Annotated in this window: 15 protein-coding genes, 1 rRNA gene and 1 other RNA gene; 4 read left to right on the top strand and 13 right to left on the bottom strand. The window is 37.4% G+C overall.

From position 1 onward, the window contains the following. The 11 genes from BN3107_RS19225 to tadA form a co-directional block, all read right to left on the bottom strand. Positions 1 to 196: ribosomal RNA gene (locus BN3107_RS19225) — 16S ribosomal RNA — on the bottom strand; the annotation flags it as partial. A 295-nt stretch (positions 197 to 491) separates the two neighbouring features. Further along, positions 492 to 2,465 (bottom strand): hypothetical protein, encoded by a 1,974-nt coding sequence (locus tag BN3107_RS19220; protein ID WP_058309228.1) that lies wholly within the window; start codon positions 2,463 to 2,465, stop codon positions 492 to 494. A 15-nt stretch (positions 2,466 to 2,480) separates the two neighbouring features. After that, positions 2,481 to 3,824 (bottom strand): ATP-grasp domain-containing protein, encoded by a 1,344-nt coding sequence (locus BN3107_RS19215; protein ID WP_058309227.1) that lies wholly within the window; start codon positions 3,822 to 3,824, stop codon positions 2,481 to 2,483. Continuing rightward, positions 3,814 to 4,707: a putative beta-lysine N-acetyltransferase gene (ablB, locus tag BN3107_RS19210; RefSeq protein WP_058309226.1), complete on the bottom strand. Its 894-nt coding sequence runs from the start codon at positions 4,705 to 4,707 to the stop codon at positions 3,814 to 3,816. Before ablB ends, BN3107_RS19215 begins: the two co-directional genes overlap by 11 nt. Before the next feature lie 517 nt (positions 4,708 to 5,224). Beyond that, a complete protein-coding gene (locus BN3107_RS19205; protein ID WP_058309225.1) occupies positions 5,225 to 5,485 on the bottom strand; it encodes a pro-sigmaK processing inhibitor BofA family protein in 261 nt (86 codons plus the stop codon). 65 nt (positions 5,486 to 5,550) lie between these two features. Next, positions 5,551 to 5,766, bottom strand: a complete 216-nt coding sequence (locus BN3107_RS19200) for a YaaL family protein (RefSeq protein ID WP_058309224.1) — start codon at positions 5,764 to 5,766, stop codon at positions 5,551 to 5,553. A gap of 15 nt (positions 5,767 to 5,781) precedes the next feature. Further along, a complete protein-coding gene (gene recR, locus BN3107_RS19195; RefSeq protein ID WP_058309223.1) occupies positions 5,782 to 6,378 on the bottom strand; it encodes a recombination mediator RecR in 597 nt (198 codons plus the stop codon). Positions 6,379 to 6,388: 10 nt separating this feature from the next. Next, a complete protein-coding gene (locus BN3107_RS19190; RefSeq protein WP_058309222.1) occupies positions 6,389 to 6,712 on the bottom strand; it encodes a YbaB/EbfC family nucleoid-associated protein in 324 nt (107 codons plus the stop codon). A 28-nt stretch (positions 6,713 to 6,740) separates the two neighbouring features. Next, positions 6,741 to 8,444 carry a DNA polymerase III subunit gamma/tau gene (gene dnaX / locus BN3107_RS19185; protein WP_058309221.1) on the bottom strand — a complete coding sequence of 568 codons (1,704 nt, stop codon included), beginning with the start codon at positions 8,442 to 8,444 and terminating at the stop codon, positions 6,741 to 6,743. Positions 8,445 to 9,132: 688 nt separating this feature from the next. Beyond that, an RNA gene (gene ffs, locus BN3107_RS19545) (signal recognition particle sRNA large type) lies at positions 9,133 to 9,398 on the bottom strand. 77 nt (positions 9,399 to 9,475) lie between these two features. Continuing rightward, positions 9,476 to 9,964 carry a tRNA adenosine(34) deaminase TadA gene (gene tadA / locus BN3107_RS19180; protein ID WP_058309220.1) on the bottom strand — a complete coding sequence of 163 codons (489 nt, stop codon included), beginning with the start codon at positions 9,962 to 9,964 and terminating at the stop codon, positions 9,476 to 9,478. A 132-nt stretch (positions 9,965 to 10,096) separates the two neighbouring features. Here tadA and BN3107_RS19175 point away from each other — a divergent pair, with 132 nt between their 5' ends. Then, positions 10,097 to 10,618 carry an isochorismatase family cysteine hydrolase gene (locus BN3107_RS19175; RefSeq protein ID WP_058309219.1) on the top strand — a complete coding sequence of 174 codons (522 nt, stop codon included), beginning with the start codon at positions 10,097 to 10,099 and terminating at the stop codon, positions 10,616 to 10,618. A gap of 123 nt (positions 10,619 to 10,741) precedes the next feature. Further along, on the top strand, positions 10,742 to 12,037 hold the full coding sequence (locus BN3107_RS19170) for a glycoside hydrolase family 18 protein (RefSeq protein WP_058309218.1): 1,296 nt from the start codon (positions 10,742 to 10,744) through the stop codon (positions 12,035 to 12,037). A 36-nt stretch (positions 12,038 to 12,073) separates the two neighbouring features. Here the strand turns inward: BN3107_RS19170 and BN3107_RS19165 are convergent, their stop codons facing one another. Continuing rightward, the gene (locus BN3107_RS19165) at positions 12,074 to 12,517 is read right to left on the bottom strand and encodes an RrF2 family transcriptional regulator (RefSeq protein WP_058309217.1); all 444 of its coding nucleotides are present in this window, start codon (positions 12,515 to 12,517) and stop codon (positions 12,074 to 12,076) included. Between the two features lie 165 nt (positions 12,518 to 12,682). Here BN3107_RS19165 and hmpA point away from each other — a divergent pair, with 165 nt between their 5' ends. Next, positions 12,683 to 13,900, top strand: coding sequence for an NO-inducible flavohemoprotein (gene hmpA / locus BN3107_RS19160; protein WP_058309216.1), 1,218 nt, complete (start codon positions 12,683 to 12,685; stop codon positions 13,898 to 13,900). Positions 13,901 to 14,444: 544 nt separating this feature from the next. Here the strand turns inward: hmpA and acsA are convergent. Continuing rightward, on the bottom strand, positions 14,445 to 16,160 hold the full coding sequence (gene acsA, locus BN3107_RS19155) for an acetate--CoA ligase (protein WP_058309215.1): 1,716 nt from the start codon (positions 16,158 to 16,160) through the stop codon (positions 14,445 to 14,447). 227 nt (positions 16,161 to 16,387) lie between these two features. On the opposite strand from acsA, the gene BN3107_RS19150 reads away from it, so the two are divergent. Then, positions 16,388 to 17,878 carry a spore germination protein gene (locus BN3107_RS19150; protein ID WP_058309214.1) on the top strand — a complete coding sequence of 497 codons (1,491 nt, stop codon included), beginning with the start codon at positions 16,388 to 16,390 and terminating at the stop codon, positions 17,876 to 17,878. Positions 17,879 to 17,889 lie beyond the last annotated feature (11 nt).

Genomic DNA, 17,889 nt, shown 5'->3' with positions numbered 1-17,889 from the left:
GTATTATCCGGTATTAGCCCCGGTTTCCCGGGGTTATCCCAGTCTTACAGGTAGGTTGCCCACGTGTTACTCACCCGTCCGCCGCTCGTTCCACGAACTTCCTCCCGAAGGATTCCGTTCGCTTCCCGCGCTCGACTTGCATGTATTAGGCACGCCGCCAGCGTTCGTCCTGAGCCAAGATCAAACTCTCAATAAAGTTGTCTTGCGCACAGTTTATCAAACTGGCTTGTTTCATGTTTCTATCATACTGGTTGTTTTGTTCAGTTTTCAAAGATCAATACGCCGTTTTTTGGCGACCTCTTAAATATATCATTTCCACATATATAAGTCAATACTTTTTGTGAAAATATTTATAGAAGTTTGTTGCTTTTTGAAGCGACCTAAAAAGAATAACATGTTATTGATGTAACATGCAATAGTTTTTTAAAAGAAATGTTTTCCAAGGGGATCTCTTCTTATAAAAAAGACCTCCCCCGAAAACAATACTTTCACTAAACTTGTACCCAGGTGTACTTCACGCCCCAACTCTCTTTTGCTAAACTTTCTACCTTCTCAATGTGTTGATTATCAACTGCATATGCATCCCCTTGTTCATAAGGATTATAATGAAACGCATATAATCTAGAAACAAATTCATGAAAGGGCAATGAGGATTCACCTGGTATTTCTCCGTGATCTTTAACGGTTGGTGTAATTCCTTGTCCCCAAACTTGTGCACTATCATTATTAGGATTATAGAAGTAGATGCGAAATTTACCTTTCGAATCTCTAGCTACACGCTGGATGGAGACAGCGTGTAAACCTAACAAGTTGCCAAATGAATTGGTAATAAAAATTCCTACAGGATTTGGATAGATCAATTCATAGCCATTATTATATTCTGGGTGATGCGTTGCATAAAAAAGGCGAACAAATCCTGGATAATCCGCAACAGAACCTGTTAATGGATCAATGGTAGAACTAAAACCTCTAGAAATCCAATCACCGTAAAAGGCTGGATTCACCCACTTATGGACATCATCCCCTCTAAATTCAGAACGTCTTACAAGTTCTCCATAAAGTCGATCAAGATGTGGTACTAAAATAAGAGAAACTGGATCTAACTCCTCATGTAGATTATCAACTAAACCTTCTTGTAAATGCTTGGAATGAATCATCTGCCCTTCGAATTGAATGTCAATATCACCATCCCGTGCAGCACGTGGAATTAATTCTAATAAATAACCAGGTGCATGTAGAGACCACAAACTAATCCCTCGAGCGGTTTGACATGTAGGATTCATTCCTTGTCCAATCCCTAACGGTTGACCAAGGACACTGATGACTCCTGCCAACATAATATCATTTGCAGTAATTCCTTCATTATGATTAATAGAATTCAATAAAATTTTTCTAATATCAGGCTGAAGGTCGAGTTCAATCAGACGTTTCAATCCTGGAATTACCGGAGTAGATGATAAAACACCTCGTTCTAACATACAGGCAAGTCCATACAAAGCTTGTCTCATTGGAGGGTGAATGGCTACCGTAATCAAATCGCTTATTATATCTATATGTTCTTCCAAGTTCGCATTACCTTTCTTATTCAACTGTAATGCTTCTCGGATCAGTTTTTGATTATTTCGATTTAAGTAACGAAGTAATACAACATGATGTTTGCTAACCAAACCAGTTTCTCGCATACTTTTTGCTAAGGTTTTTGCCTCTTCTTCTAATTCCTGATCAGACATTTCTTTTAATTGTTTACGATAGTCACACAGTTCGGGGTACTTCTTACTTTTTTTAGATGGACCGGATAAGGCACTAACATAACGTTTAATTGCTCGTTTATCTTTTTCATCAATTGTTTTTTTTAGTAACTTTTTGGCATCTTGAATCATATTCATAATACGATTCACCATTATAGGACGTTGGGCAACCAAGTCATCTATTTCTTTTAGCAATGTACTTGAAATGGATGCTAACGATAATTCCTCTGCTAAAAATTGAAACAGCTTTTCGGCACGATTCTTTTCCTTTTGTTTGCCTTCAATCCTTGCTGCCTCCGTTTCTTCTGGAAAAAGAATATCTACATTTAACGCGAGCACTTCATCCAGGAAATTTTTCGCTTCATCCTTTGTTACGTGTTCGTGTTTGTATTTACCCTTAGCTATCGCTACCATCCGTAATTCGCTAAGGATTTCAACGATAGATGTCATACCACTGTCCATCAACGAGCCTGTTACCAAGCGCGGTTCCAGTTTAGCCGGCTCTGCCCACGGTCCCCCTTCAAATACACCAGCTTTATCAAATCGATTTGCTTCTTGATATAACAACGACATTCCATCCTGACTATCCATCACACGTGCAGCTGCCTGAAAAAGGTCTGCTTGATACATTTTTTTTGCGTATGGCACAGCCTCCTCCAAAACATCTAAGGCTTGACGGAAAGACTGACTCTGATTTACCTCTACCTCTGTACTCATATTATATATGCTCCTTTACATAAAAAAATCATGTTCTACATAGTCAGTTAATGGTTGTTTAACATGTTGATAATCTTCATGATGGAAAAACACTGTGCCAAAATGATTTCCATAGCCTTCCTGATCTTGGACTTTTTGCTGCATTGGTTTGAATAATGTATGTTTATCAAAGCCTGGATGATCTTCTAAATCATCAGGAATATTAACACCTTGTACTAAGTTTTTCTTCGGATAGACTAAAAAACTTCCAGCATGGCCATTTGTCTTATTTTCTTTTGGAAAGAAATCCTTCAACTCTTCCTCCGTAGTATTCGGATCACAGCATAAGATATGCCCCTCATATGGATTAAAATTATATGTTTTTTTCATTAAATCAAAAATATGTCCTCCCGGAATTCGGTACGCTACCTCACCAAAATATACTTCTTCATCCTCTGTAATAAAAAATTCCGGATGAATGATACCATACTCTATATCAAATGCATGCACTAACCTTTCCACTTCTTTACGAATTACAGAACGATACTTCTCGATTTCTGGTGAAGGGGGGACCATCATCGAATAACCAAAAACAACATATTCCGTGATATTTAGAAATAATAATTCTCCCTGATGGATAAATGCTTCACATGAAACTTCTACACCCTCTAAATGACTTTCCATTATACAAGGGAAATTGTCATCATTAATCTTTTCATCAATATCCGCTTCCGAACGGATCATACGGTGACCAGCTGCACCAGCCTTATTCAATGCCTTTACGTGTATGGGATCTGGTTCTGTTTCATGATGTCGTAACAATGATGCATTTACTTTTCTAAAAAACTGACGAACTTGTTCTTTATTATTTGCCTCTTCAAACACTCCAACCTTTAAGCCACCAATATGTGCTCTTCGTTTCATCATTGCTTTATCACGGAATAGGACAGAATGATGGAAAAGTTTTGGATCATTTCTGAAATAAGCATTCAATGCCCCTGCCCACTCTACTGTTTCTTCAAAAAGTGGTATAGCTTGATCTACATCCAGCTTTTGTAATGCTTTAGATAAATCTTCAGCCTTCTTAAATACTTGCTCGTAATCACTATCTTTATCAAATTGCCACGCAAAAAAAGGAATGTCATGCTCAGTAGCATATTCTTGAAAATCAGGAAGACTTACCACAACATATGGTCGACCTATGCGATCCATTGCTTCCATTGTTGGAATACTCCAACCGATTAAAGCCATTTTCTTTCCTTTTGCTGGTTTTTGATGTTGCAACTTTATCGGTCCTGTTTGTTGTTGCTGGATCATTTTACGATCACTTTGATCATTTACTTTGAATGTTGTATCTTGGAGTGGTAAATCAAATGTCATTTATTATTCTTCCCTTTCCTTGATGTTGTGATCTGTTAAGTATCTTGTACCAAATATTCATATTTTCAAAATTACCGGAAATGTTGCTGTTTCGAATCATTTTTCCACCATAGTGAAAACCGTGTTTTGCATTCACTAAATTCATTCCCATCGAAATGGCTCGTGAATAAGAAAACAATACGTTAATGCCCATTTGTTGGACCTTCGGAATTAATTGAAATACTTGATAAGATAGCAATTGTTTACCTCTATGCTCAGGGTATGTGGCACAATCGGAAAGTTCTGCAGCCTGATATTCAGGTAAGATATCAGCAGAGCATGCACTTACAACGGAACCTTCCTTTTCAATTAATGAGAAATAAACATGGTCTTCCATCATCTCTTTAATAAATTCAGGGTCATTCATCGGTGTAGGATAGGATTTAAAAACGGTTTTATATAATAGTGCCATTTCAAAAACATCTTTTTTCTCTGCCCATCGCATTGTATATCCATCTGGCAGTACAAATGCTGAAATCGTCTTGTTTCGCTGTTGAACAATGTCTAATACTTGGTTCTCTTCTTCAGAAAATTCTATTCGATCCTCTTTTGAGGTTAAGAAAATGGCATATATATAAGCTGTTTCTCCATTAAAAAAACCCTGAATCATCCCTTCATATTCTGCATGATAGGAGTGCATTATTTCTCTTTGGTCAGGTAGCACATAAAAAATTAACTTGTCACATTCCGTTTCATTTGCCAACCTTTCCAATCGGATCATAAAATCTTCTAGTTCCAATTCCTGTGGAAGTTGATACACTTTCACTCTTTTACTAATTGGTTCTACCGTGATATTGGAGCCAAAGAAAGATAGACCATATGATGATTTTTGTATCATTTTCATTCACTAGTACACTCCTTTTAAGTTTGTCTTACTCATTGAAACCTAAAACTTAGTGTATTTATTTCGGAAATAGATATACGCACAAAGTCATTTTTTATAAAAGAAAGTATCAATTATAAAAAAATGACCGAGACACAATCATCATCTACCTCACTAAAATGAACAAAATACTAGATGTGCAAAAGAATGAAAGTACGACATAACATGGTGGCAGTTTTGACATGATATATATGTGTAGTATCCGCTTTGGCTTGCCCACTTCGCTTTCCGGGGGCGCGTCTTCAACTAACTTTTTAAAGCGCACTTTTCTTTAAATAGTTAGCTGAGATGAAAAAACTGCGGAAAGGCCGGAGCGGTTTTTATGCAGTTGTAATATCTCATAATTACCACCGTAGTTATGTCATATAATCCTTCTTTTATACACAAAGAAAATCCAAACGATATCGAAATGTAATCGATAAATCGTTTGGATTTAAGTAGTGACAAGATACTTCTATGCAAGTCTATATATATTTGATTATACGATGAAGACGCTTATTGCTGTTAAACAAGCAATACCTGGAATTCCTAATAGGCCAACTATCATGGCAGTAAATGCATTGATCGGGATGTGTAAACCAAAAGATGCACCAAACAAATTAAAGAAAAATAAGAATAAAATACCTATTGTAACCTTCATTACAATTTGTCCACTACTTTTGACGACATTTACCGGAATTCCTTTTATTAATAACACAGCAATTAACAATATGATCCCTGCAATAATCCACCAGTCCATAATACTTGTCCCCTTTAACATATAAGAGTCTTACTCTATTTATATGTGTAAGGGAAAAAAATAGACTATTTAATAGCTGATAAGTTTCTGATTTTTGCTTCTCTTATAAGATAGAAGTATTTTGCTTTTGTAACAGCTAGATCAAATTGGCCCGACTCACTTGGTTCAACACTCCGATCCAAAATACCTTCTAAATAAGACCATTCTTTTCTTAAATGAAATATAGTATCTAATATCTCTTTATCAAATACATCTTTTTTTATCTTTTTGGAACGAAACATCTCTTTCACCTACTATTATACTTCTCGTCTACCTTCTAGTGCTTTTGATAGTGTTACTTCATCTGCATATTCTAAATCTCCACCCATTGGTAGACCGTGAGCAATTCTTGTTGTTTTAATTCCAGAAGGCTTAACAAGTCGGGAGATATACATAGCAGTTGCTTCGCCTTCGATGTTTGGATTTGTTGCTAATATTAACTCTGTGATTTCTTCATCCTTCAACCTGTTAATCAGGGATGGTACATTAATATCTTCAGGACCTATGCCATCCATTGGTGAAATGGCACCATGTAATACATGATATTTTCCATTAAATTCTTTCATTTTTTCCATGGCAATTACGTCTTTAGGATCTTGAACAACGCAAATCAATGCTTGATCACGCATGTCATCTTGACAAATAGCACAAGGATCCTGATCGGTAATATGCCCACAAACACTGCAATGTGTCAACTCTCGTTTTGCATTAGCCAGAGCTTTAGCAAAATCCAGCACATCGTCTTCTTTCATATTTAAGACAAAAAAGGCCAGGCGCACGGCAGTCTTGGGACCGATTCCTGGCAATTTTGTAAAGCTGTCAATAAGCTTTGATATCGGTTCAGGATAATACATGAGACGCCTCCTAGAACATGCCTCCAGGTAAATTTAGTCCTTTAGTGAATTTACCCATTGTATCATTTGTTTTTTCTTCTACTTCTTTTAAAACTTCATTTGTTGCAGCCAAAATTAAATCTTGTAGCATTTCAATGTCATCAGGATCTACAACTTCTTCGTTAATTTCTATGTCTGTAAGTTCCTTTTTACCATTAGCCACTACTTTTACCATTCCACCACCAGCAGTTGCTTCAAACGTCATTTCCTGTAATTCATCTTGAGCTTTCATCATATCTTTTTGCATTTTTTGCATTTGTTTCATCATTTTATTCATATTTCCTCCACCACGCATGGTAAATCCCTCCTATAAATAGATAACATTAATCATGTATTTCTAATATTTCATCGCCAACTAATTTTCTTGCTTCTTCCACCATCGGATCTTCTTCCTTAACATCTGCTTCTGAAGATGCTTCCGGATCTTGCTCTTGTTGCCGCTGTTTACGAACATACTCTTCACGCAAACTACTCCATTCCGCTTCTGGAATCGGAATAAACGACATATTTTGTCCAGTAGCCTCCGATAACATTAATTCTATCGTTTGTTTATGCTCTAATGCAAGTGAACAGTGAATTTCATATCGAAAAGCGATAATGACAACCTCTTCAGATGCTGCGCTTGGCTTACTATTTTGTATCGTAGCATGTGCTGGGGCACTTTGTTTCTTCAGTGCCTCCATAAATGTTGGCCATTGGGAACGCACTTTCTGAATTGCTGGCTTTGATGCATCATTCATTACATTTCGTATTCGGTCAAACGGAACTTTATAACTGTTTCGATTGGCTGATACATTTCTTTTTGGCGCACTTGTTGGTTGGGTAGATTGATTCGTTTGACTCGTTTGATTTTTCATTTGCTGCAGTTGCGTTTCTAATTGATTGATTTTTTCATTTAATTGTTCTACTGCAGGAATGGAAACATCTTCAACATGTGTGTTCTTCTGATGACTACAAATTTTTAATATAGCAACCTCGATAAACACTTTCGGGCTATTCGTCCACTTTATTTCTTGCTGGCATTGATTGAGCTCTCTAATCGCCATTTGAATCCAATCAGCATCTAATTTCTGAGCCATTTCTTTAAACGTCTCATCCACAATAGCTCTTTCTAATACATTTTCTAAGGACGGTGCTGTTTGATATAATAAAAGGTCACGTAAATAATAGATAAGATCAAAGACGAACCTTCCAGGATCTTTTCCTTCTTGTATGATTTGATCGATTTCTAACAGTGCCGCTTTCACTTCATTTATATGCATATCATCTACGACTTTTGCAAGCCTTGATTGTGACACTGAGCCTGTAACAGCTAGCACATCATCAATGGTTACTTGATCTTCACTATAGGAGATAGCTTGATCTAATAAACTTAAAGCATCTCGCATTCCACCTTCAGCAGATAGAGCGACTGCTTCTAACGCTTCTTTTGTCACATCGATTTCTTCTGCTTCAATTATTTTTTGCATTCGGTCGACCATAGCGGATTGGGCAATTCGTTTAAAGTCAAAACGCTGGCACCTTGAAATTATTGTTAATGGTATTTTGTGTGGTTCCGTTGTCGCCAAAACAAAAATAACGTGTTTTGGTGGTTCTTCTAAAGTTTTCAAAAGTGCATTGAAGGCACCAATTGATAACATATGAACCTCATCAATTATATATACTTTATACGTAACAGCACTTGGTGCATATTTGACCTTATCACGAATATCTCTAATTTGTTCAACCCCATTATTGGAGGCTGCATCGATTTCTACAACATCTGAAATAGAATTGTCCATGATACCTAGACAGGCATCACACTCATTACAAGGCTCTAACGATGGCCCATTTTGACAGTTTACTGCTTTTGCAAATATTTTAGCAGCACTTGTTTTACCCGTACCTCGGGGACCTGAAAAAAGGTACGCATGGGTAAACTTATCTTGCATAATAGCATTTTGCAATGTGCGTGTAATATGCGCTTGCCCAACGACATCCTCAAAATTCTTCGGACGCCAGACACGATATAATGCTTGATAGCCCATAACCGATCCCCTTTACTAATAGTTTAACATGATATTCCTCATTTTATTGTAGCAAATCCAACGTTAAAAAACGAGTCTAAAGTTAGTGAACAAACGCAGGATTATGCGACATAACTCTGGTGGTAATTATGAGATTTGAGAACTGCGTAACAACCGCTTCGGCTTGTCGGCTTCCCTTTCCGCGGGTTTTTCTCCTCAGCTAACTTTTTAAGCAAAGTGCGCTTAAAAAGTGGATCTTCAGATAAAAACATCCCGCAGGAGTGGAAGCCGACGCCTGCGCTTTTTTATACTCTACAACTAAAGCAAGAGAAATCATTTTTGCTATAATAACTAGCTTTTGTGGTAAATAATTTTAGAGATAATCCAAAATATTAGCATTTGCAAAAAATGTAGAATTTCATTGAGCGTAGGCGTCCACTTCGACTCCTAGGGGATCAGCGTGATCTGAAGATCCACTTTTGTAAAACGAACTTCTTTACAAAAGGTAGCTGAAGACACGCCCCCTGGAAAGCGAAGTGGGCAAGCCGAAGCGAATACTTACCACATAGATCATCTCAAAATGACCACAAGAGTTATGTCGTATTGTCCTCCTTATGTTCATCTACTCCGTTCCTTTATTGTGCTTTTCTTTATTTATAAAAAAACCTCTTGTAATCCAATACAAGAGGTTTAATAGTTATATGTAACGCCGTGCACCAAGCTTCGATGACGCTACATTAAGCGTTACTTAAGTTGATAGCTCGACCCAGGCTTCCCCGCGGCACACAGAAAATTTCGCTTAATGCTGCTTCCTTCCGGACCTGACATGGTTCACGAGTTTCTGTTGCGCGGGACCCGAGCGTCAACACTACTCCCTTAAGGCAGACCTTAACGTAGCGGCACCTCAGCAAGGTATTCAGTCTCGCTATAGCGGATTGCGAGTACAGGGCACCGCTACCTCCCCACCTAGCACGGCAAGTTTACTAATATATTCAGTTGCGCAATTAAAGCGCATTTATTAGTATAACCTTTTTTATATAAAAATGCAATTGTTAATCCACTTTATTGCTATCCATTTTTTCCCGTTTTTTCTTCAATCGTAATTGTTTAAAAAACGAAGTTAACAATTGACTGGACTCCTCTTCTAACACCCCTGAAGTTACCTGCACTTGATGATTAAAACGCTCATCTTCCAACAAATTGAATAAAGTACCTGCACAACCAGCCTTTTCATCTTTTGCCCCATAAACAACTCGAGAGATTCTAGATTGCAAAATTGCTCCAGCACACATTGGGCATGGTTCGAGGGTTACGTATAAGCTACAATCCTCCAAACGCCAACTACCTATTACTTCATTCGCCTTATCAATGGCTAACATCTCAGCATGTGAAGTAGTTGTTTGCAGCTTCTCTCTTAAATTAAAAGCAGTAGCAATCACTTCATCTTGATAGACAATAACCGCGCCAATCGGTACCTCACCTAATACTTCCGCTTTTTTTGCTTCATCGATTGCGATTTGCATATATTCTTGGTCTGTCATGTTTATCCCACACTTTTTTAAAAACGTTTAATTATATAGTGAACAAAAAATCCATTTAGTTCAAGTAATTGATGCATGATTTGAGAAATTATAGGGTATCTTGTCAACAGAGACAAAAATGAGGTGAAGAATATGAAAAAAACGGCTCTTTTAATGATTGATATAATTAATGACTTTAATTTTCATGAAGGGGACCTACTTTTAGATAATACGAAAGAAATATTACCGAACTTATCCAAGCTCAAAAAATATGCTAAAAAAAATAATTGTCCGATTATTTATATTAACGATCATTACGATACATGGGATACAGACTACAAACAAATTGCTCAAACATGTTTATCTCCTAAAAATGAAGACATCATTGAACATGGTATACCAGGAAAAGAAGATTATTTTATTATGAAACCACAAATGTCTGGTTTCTTTCGTACTCCCTTGCGATCGTTATTAGAACAACTAGAAATTCAACATCTCATATTAGCTGGAGTAGCAGGAAATATCTGCGTTCTTTTCACTGCTAATGACGCTCATATGCGAGGCTATAGCCTTCATGTACCCGAAAATTGTGTAGCTTCCAATACAGATAGACATAACCATGAGGCATTAAAATTAATGGCGGAAGTATTTAATGCTGACACAAAAGCGATTTAGCTTGCTTTTTCCTCTCTTCTCAGCCCTTTTATAGCCTATGAGTACGATCTATTCGTTCTAATTTTTGCTGGCTATCATATGGTAAATAGAGATAATCTTTTTGAGAGGAAAGGGGAACCATTCGTGCAAATTTATATCGTCAAACAAGGGGACAGTTTATATTCGATCGCCAATCAATATGGGACGTCCTTTGAAGCTATTGCAAATGCAAATGAATTAGATCCACAACTTCCTTTAGTTGTAGGGCAAGCACTCGTTATTCCAATATACGGACAGTTTTATACCGTCACAGCTGGAGATAGCTTATATACGATCGGACAGAAATTCGGTATTTCGGCAGCAGAACTTGCCAATGTTAATCAAATTAATATCTATCAGCCACTTTCGATTGGAATGAGGCTATACATTCCCGAGTCAGCCAAAACGGAAATTGTCACAAATGCCTACATTGAACCGACTGGTGGTCAAGTCTCTGAAACATTAGAAAATGCTGCCAGAAAGCACGCAAATAAACTAACGTACCTTGCTCCTTTCTCGTACCAATTTGATCGACAAGGAAACTTGATTGCCCCACCTTTAAATCAATTTGCCACCATCGCCAATGAAAATAATGCCACCTTAATGCTTGTTATCACAAATCTTGAAGAAGGCTCCTTCAGTGCCGATTTAGGTCAAGCGCTCCTCACAAATGAAGAGGCTCAAAATAATTTACTAAACCAAATTATCCAAACCGCTCAAGAAATAGGCTTTGGAGATATCCATTTTGATTTTGAATTTTTACCACCAGAAAATCGAGAGGATTATCGTGCCTTCTTAGTCAAAGCTACCGATCGTCTACATCAAGAAGGATTATTAGTATCTACTGCCCTTGCACCCAAAACAAGCGCTGACCAACAAGGAGAATGGTATGAAGCACATGATTACAAGGCACATGGTGAGATCGTTGATTTTGTTGTTTTGATGACATATGAATGGGGATATAGCGGTGGCCCTCCAATGGCTGTATCACCAATCGGACCAGTCCGGGATGTTGTCAATTACGCCTTAACGGAAATGCCCGCACAGAAAATTTTATTAGGACAAAATTTATATGGATATGATTGGACATTACCGTATGAGCCTGGTGGTGAATTTGCCAAAGCTATAAGTCCACAACAGGCGATTCAAATAGCGCGGGAAAATAATCAAGCCATTCTTTTTGATGAAGAGGCGCAAGCTCCCTATTTCTTCTATGAAGATGAAGATGGCGCGCAACATGAAGTATGGTTTGAAGATGCTAGATCGATACAAGCTAAATTTGATCTAATAAGAGAAAAGAATTTAAGAGGGATCAGCTACTGGAAACTCGGATTATCATTCCCGCAAAACTGGTTACTATTAGAGGACCAATTCACAATAAGAAAAAGTGAAGCTACTTAAAATGGACATTTGATTTTAAACAGAGGGGAAGCTCGTTTAGGTATTCTCCTCTGTTATTTGCATCAATTCTCTTAAATCATCTTTATTTTCGATTAAATCTGCTAGTGTATATTGATTCAACACCTGAAAGAATGCCTTCATCGCCTCACCTACTACAGTTCGCAACTTACAAGCAGGGGTAATCACACATTTATTATGTTCCCCATCAAAACATTCTACCAAATAAAAATCATTTTCCATTAGACGAATAACTGCACCAATATTGATGTCATTTGGTTCTTTTGCCAAAATGATTCCACCATTTCTGCCTCGTGTCGTTTGGATGTACCCATTCACACTTAATTGATGGACCACTTTTCTAATGTGTTCGGTTGATATATAAAAAGTATCAGAAATTTCTTTAATACTCACTTTTCGTTCCGTCGTACCCGTATATATTAGCACGCGCAATGCAAAATCCGTATATTTTTTTAGCCGCATGGTCATTCTCCTTCCTTCATACATTCTACAGAAAATCCATTACAATCGCTAGAAAGCTTTTAACAATATTGTCATATATTCCGTTGATATGCTATTGAAATGACTTCTAAATCTTTTGTACAATTAAACATGTATTAAAAATACATGTTTAATAGGAGTGTTATTATGACAACCACAACGCAACTTGATGTTAAAACAATTGAGACAGTTAAAGCAACGGTTCCCGTATTAGCAGAGCATGGTACGGCTATTACCTCAAGATTTTATCAATTACTATTTACGAACCATCCAGAATTAAAAAATATTTTTAATCAGTCCAATCAAAAGAAAGGAAAGCAACCAGAGGCATTAGCAAATGCTGTATATGCAGCAGCCGCTAATATTGATCAATTAGAAAATATCTTACCTGTCGTGAAGCAAATTGCCCATAAACACAGAAGCCTTAATATTAAGCCAGAGCATTACCCTATTGTTGGTGAAAATTTATTAAAAGCGATGCAAGATGTATTAAAAGAGGCAGCTACAGATGAAATTATTTCGGCTTGGGCAAAAGCATATGGAATAATTGCAGATGTTTTTATTGACGTTGAAAAAGAGATGTATCAACAAACTGAAAATGCTTTAGGTGGGTGGATTGGTTATCGTAATTTTAACGTGATTCAAAAAGTAAAAGAAAGTGACGTGATTACCTCTTTCTACTTAAAGCCGACCGACAATAAACCAATTCCGACGTATCAAGCTGGACAATACGTAACAGTAAAAGTGGATATTCCTTCCATTCCTTACACTTGTCAACGCCAATATAGTTTATCCTGTAAGCCAAATAGTGAATATTTCCGTATTAGTGTAAAAAAGGAAGAAGGGGTAGCTAACCATCCTGATGGAGTTGTTTCGACCTACCTACATGAATCAGTAGAAGAAGGGGATCGTATTGCCCTTAGTGCACCAGCGGGAGATTTTGTTTTAAATGATGAAAAGAAACCTTTAGTTTTATTAAGTGGTGGGGTTGGTTTGACTCCTTTAACAAGTATGTTAGAAACAGTGGTGGAACAACAACCTAATCGCGAAGTTTATTATATCCATGCTGCGCAAAATAAGGAGGTTCATGGATTAAAGGATGCTGTAAAACAGGTAGCAGATCAACATGACAATGTGCGTTCCTTCATTGTTTATGAGAATTGTGATGATCAAGGTGCCTGTGACAAAGTCGGTTTTGTAGACTTGCCTTGGTTACAATCGGTATTACCATCAAACGAAGCATCTTTCTACTTCTGTGGCCCTGAACCATTTATGAAGGCAATAAACAAGGCATTAAAAGAATGGAATGTAAAAGACGAGGACATTCATTACGAATTCTTCGGCCCACAAGGCGACCTAAACTAATCTAAAATGAACACATTAGACACAAACTACGAACTTGTTACGATTATTATAAAGAATTTAGATGAGTGTAAATCCAACGCTACGGAAAAACACTCCCTTTCCGGGGGCACGGCTTCAGCTAACTTTGGAAAGAAAACCACTTTCCAAAGTGGATCTTCAGCTCGCGCTTTTCCCCCAGGAGTGTCGCATTTTTCCTCCGCTTTGTGCAGATGTCTGTTCAAGTACGATGAAATATGAAATGACATCAATAGTCTAGCACTTACTTTATTTATTGAACATTACTAAAGCGTAGTCCATTTACGTAGACTCTTGCGGGATCAGCGTCTTCCGAAGACCCCGCAGGAAAAGCGCCCTTTGCTTTTCTGAGGAGGCTGAGGTGACGCCCGCAGAAAGCGAAGTAAATGGACGGAGCTTTTGCATGCCCCTCATCATAATTTCAAAGTGAGCAGGGATTTTACTTCGCAGTTTAGATAAATTGCGAACTTCTAGTAACCGAAGATAATGACAAGAGGCTAGCACGTTTACATGTGCTAGCCTCTTTTTATTACTCCTCTAATGTAGATGTATCACCTGTTGGTAGTCCTAATTCCCAAGATTTTAGTAGTCTACGCATAATTTTACCACTACGCGTTTTTGGAATACTGTCCTTTATTTCAATTTCTCGAGGGGCAGCATGTGCACTTAAACCTGTTTTGACAAACTGACGAATATCTTCTAATAACTCATCAGAGCTTTCATAGCCAGGATTTAAAGTAATAAATGCCTTAATAATTTCCCCACGTTCTGGATCTGGCTTACCTATGACACCAGCTTCTGCCACTGCTTTATGCTCAATCAATTTGCTCTCCACTTCAAATGGTCCAACACGTTCTCCAGAAGTGTTAATGACATCATCCAAGCGACCTTGGAACCAGAAATAACCATCTTCATCCATATAGGCACTATCACCAGATACATACCAGCCATTGATAAAGTAGCTCTCGAATTTACCTGGATTTTTCCATATCGTGCGCATCATTGATGGCCAACCTTTTTTTATCGCTAAATTCCCCATTTGATTTGGAGGCAATTCATTTCCTTCATTATCTACAATAGCAGCGTCTACCCCTGGTATTGGTCTGCCCATCGAACCAGGACGAATTTCCATGCTTGGTAAATTAACAATTAACATCGCACCGGTTTCCGTCATCCACCACGTATCATGAATGCGCAAGTCTAACACTCTTAAACCCCATGTAATCACTTCTGGATTCAGTGGTTCCCCAACACTCATTACATGACGTAGACTCGATAGATCATACTGTTTGACTATTTCTTCACCAGCACTTACAAATTTACGGAGAGCTGTCGGCGCTGTATACCAAATCGTTACATTATGTTTATCTAACGTTTCATACCATGACTCAGGTGAAAAACGACCACCTCTAATTACATTTGTTACCCCATTTAACCATGGTGCAAATATCCCGTAACTTGTACCTGTTACCCATCCTGGGTCAGCCGTACACCAATAGACATCATCGTCTTTAAAGTCAATGACCCACTTACCTGTGGCATAATGTTGAATCATGGCATTGTGTACATGATAAACACCCTTTGGTTTACCAGTAGAACCTGACGTATAATGAATCAGCATACCATCTTCTAAATCTACCCACTCTATCTCAAATTGATCGGATGCCTGTTCCATTTCTTTATTAAAATCAATATACCCGTCACCCTTAACATCATCAGCACCTACTAATACAATTTGTTTTAGATTTGGCAAATCATCGACAGGCACACGTTCTAACAATTCTGGTGTTGTAATCAGCATTGTCGCTTCACTATCCTCTAAACGATCGCGAACTGCTTGCTCCATAAATGCCTCGAATAACGGTCCAGCAATTGCACCGACTTTAAGAATGCCAAAGAAATTTGCATAAAACTCTGGGCTCCTCGGCATAAATAAAAAGACACGATCCCCTTTTTCTATACCATATTTTTTAAATATATTTGCAGTTTTATTACTCTGTTTACTTAACTGTTCAAAAGTGACGCTCTCTTCTCGATCTGGAGCTGAATACAATAATGCCACTTGGTCTTTTTTAGCAGGATCTTCTGCATGTCTGTCAATTGCTTCGTATGCAGCATTTACCTTTCCTGTTTGATACCAACTAAAGTTTTTCTTTATTTCTTCCCAATCAAAACCTTTTCGTAATGTATCAAGATCCTTTACATTAGGCTTTTCGGATCTCGCCGGCACTTTTGTCATATCCATTTTATCACCTCTTAAATAATTGTTGGCGCTTTCAATTTTATTAACTTATTTTGTAATCCCTTACATTAATATTGTAACGAATTCAGAAAAGAAAGCAAGTCATTTAATGTGCGGTTTTGTTCAACTAAGGCTTATAGTCCTGCTGATTGTTAGCAAAACTTTGGAAGTACATAATTATACGAATCCTGTATATATTAACAACTAGAAACTATGAATGAGGTGCTTGTATGGTTCGCTTTTTTAAAAAATCGTCCGAATCTCCTTCTTCTATCGAACAAAAGAAAGTTTCCAATTCTCTTGAAAGCAATATTCAAGAAATGAAGTATCTCTTTTCTTATAAACACAACAAAGATTTTTCGATGAGGTCAATCAAGATACAGTTCAATAATAAAGAAGGCTGTCTTTTTTATTACAGTTCAATAGTGGATGGCTCGAAAATTAATATGCATGTGATTAAGCCATTACTAGAAAATGAAGGCAGTACTGTTGCGAATGTTGTTTCCATTGAAAATATTAAAGAAACAAAAGAGTTTAGTAAAGTAATACAAAACATGAATAGTGGAAAAGTTATTCTTTTTATCGAAGAAGATGCTTCAGCCTATGCGATGGACGTTGCTGATTTTCAACACCGCTCTATTTTTAAATCAGAAAATGAACCTACTGTTAAAGGCCCACAAGATGCCTTTACAGAATCATTAAATACCAACCTATCTTTAATTCGAAAACAACTTCATAATAACCAATTAATAAACGAAGGAATTCAAATTGGTGAACGTTCCATCAATGAAGTAAACATGGTTTATATTAAAGATTTGGTCAATAATGACATTTTGGAGCAAGTTAGAGAGAAACTTAAGGATATTTCGGTTGATAGTATCCGTAATGTAGAAATTTTGGAGCAATACATCGAAGAACGACCATATTCCGTTATTCCGACCGTTCTATATACAGAGAGGCCTGATAAAGCTACCGCTTATTTAGAAGACGGTTTTATTGTGCTATTAATGGACAGTTCCTCAGCTTGTCTGATTGTTCCGGTTACTTTTTGGTCTTTTTTTCATTCACCAGAGGACCGTTATTTACGGTTTTTATACGGGAATTTCACTCGCGCGATTCGTTTGCTTTGTTTCTATTTAACGTTACTGATTTCTGCTTCCTATGTAGCTATATCGAATTTTCATAGTGAAATGATTCCCCCTGACTTATTGCTAGCAATCACAGCATCACGAGAACGTGTTCCATTTCCACTAATATTTGAAGTGTTAATTATGGAAATAGCCTTTGAGTTAATTAGGGAGGCAGGTCTCAGAATACCAAATCCTTTGGGGCCTACGATTGGTATTGTTGGTGCATTGATTTTAGGCCAAGCTGCAGTGGAAGCAAATATTATCAGCCCTATTATTGTTATAGTTGCCGCTTTATCTGGTTTATCTTCTTTTGCTTTAGCAGATCTGAATATAAACTTTATGGTTCGCTTAATGCGCTTTGTATTTATTCTAGCAGCGGGAGCATATGGAATGCTTGCCTTAACAGGGGTATTTTTATTGTTTTTTATGTATGCTGCTTCTGTTAAATCGTTCGGTGTTCCTTTCTTCTCACCGATGTCACCACATTTTCTTTCTCCAGAAGATACGGTGTTTCGCAAACCTGTAAAAAAAGAGCTTTTTCGTCCAGGTTATTTATATCCAAAAGATATTCAAAAGAAGTCTAAATCCTAAGGTATGGGGTG

Source organism: Gracilibacillus massiliensis (assembly GCF_001458115.1).
Lineage (GTDB): Bacteria > Bacillota > Bacilli > Bacillales > Amphibacillaceae > Gracilibacillus > Gracilibacillus massiliensis.
Note: the sequence above shows the minus strand (reverse complement) of the source record. Positions and strands in the feature narration are given on the sequence as shown.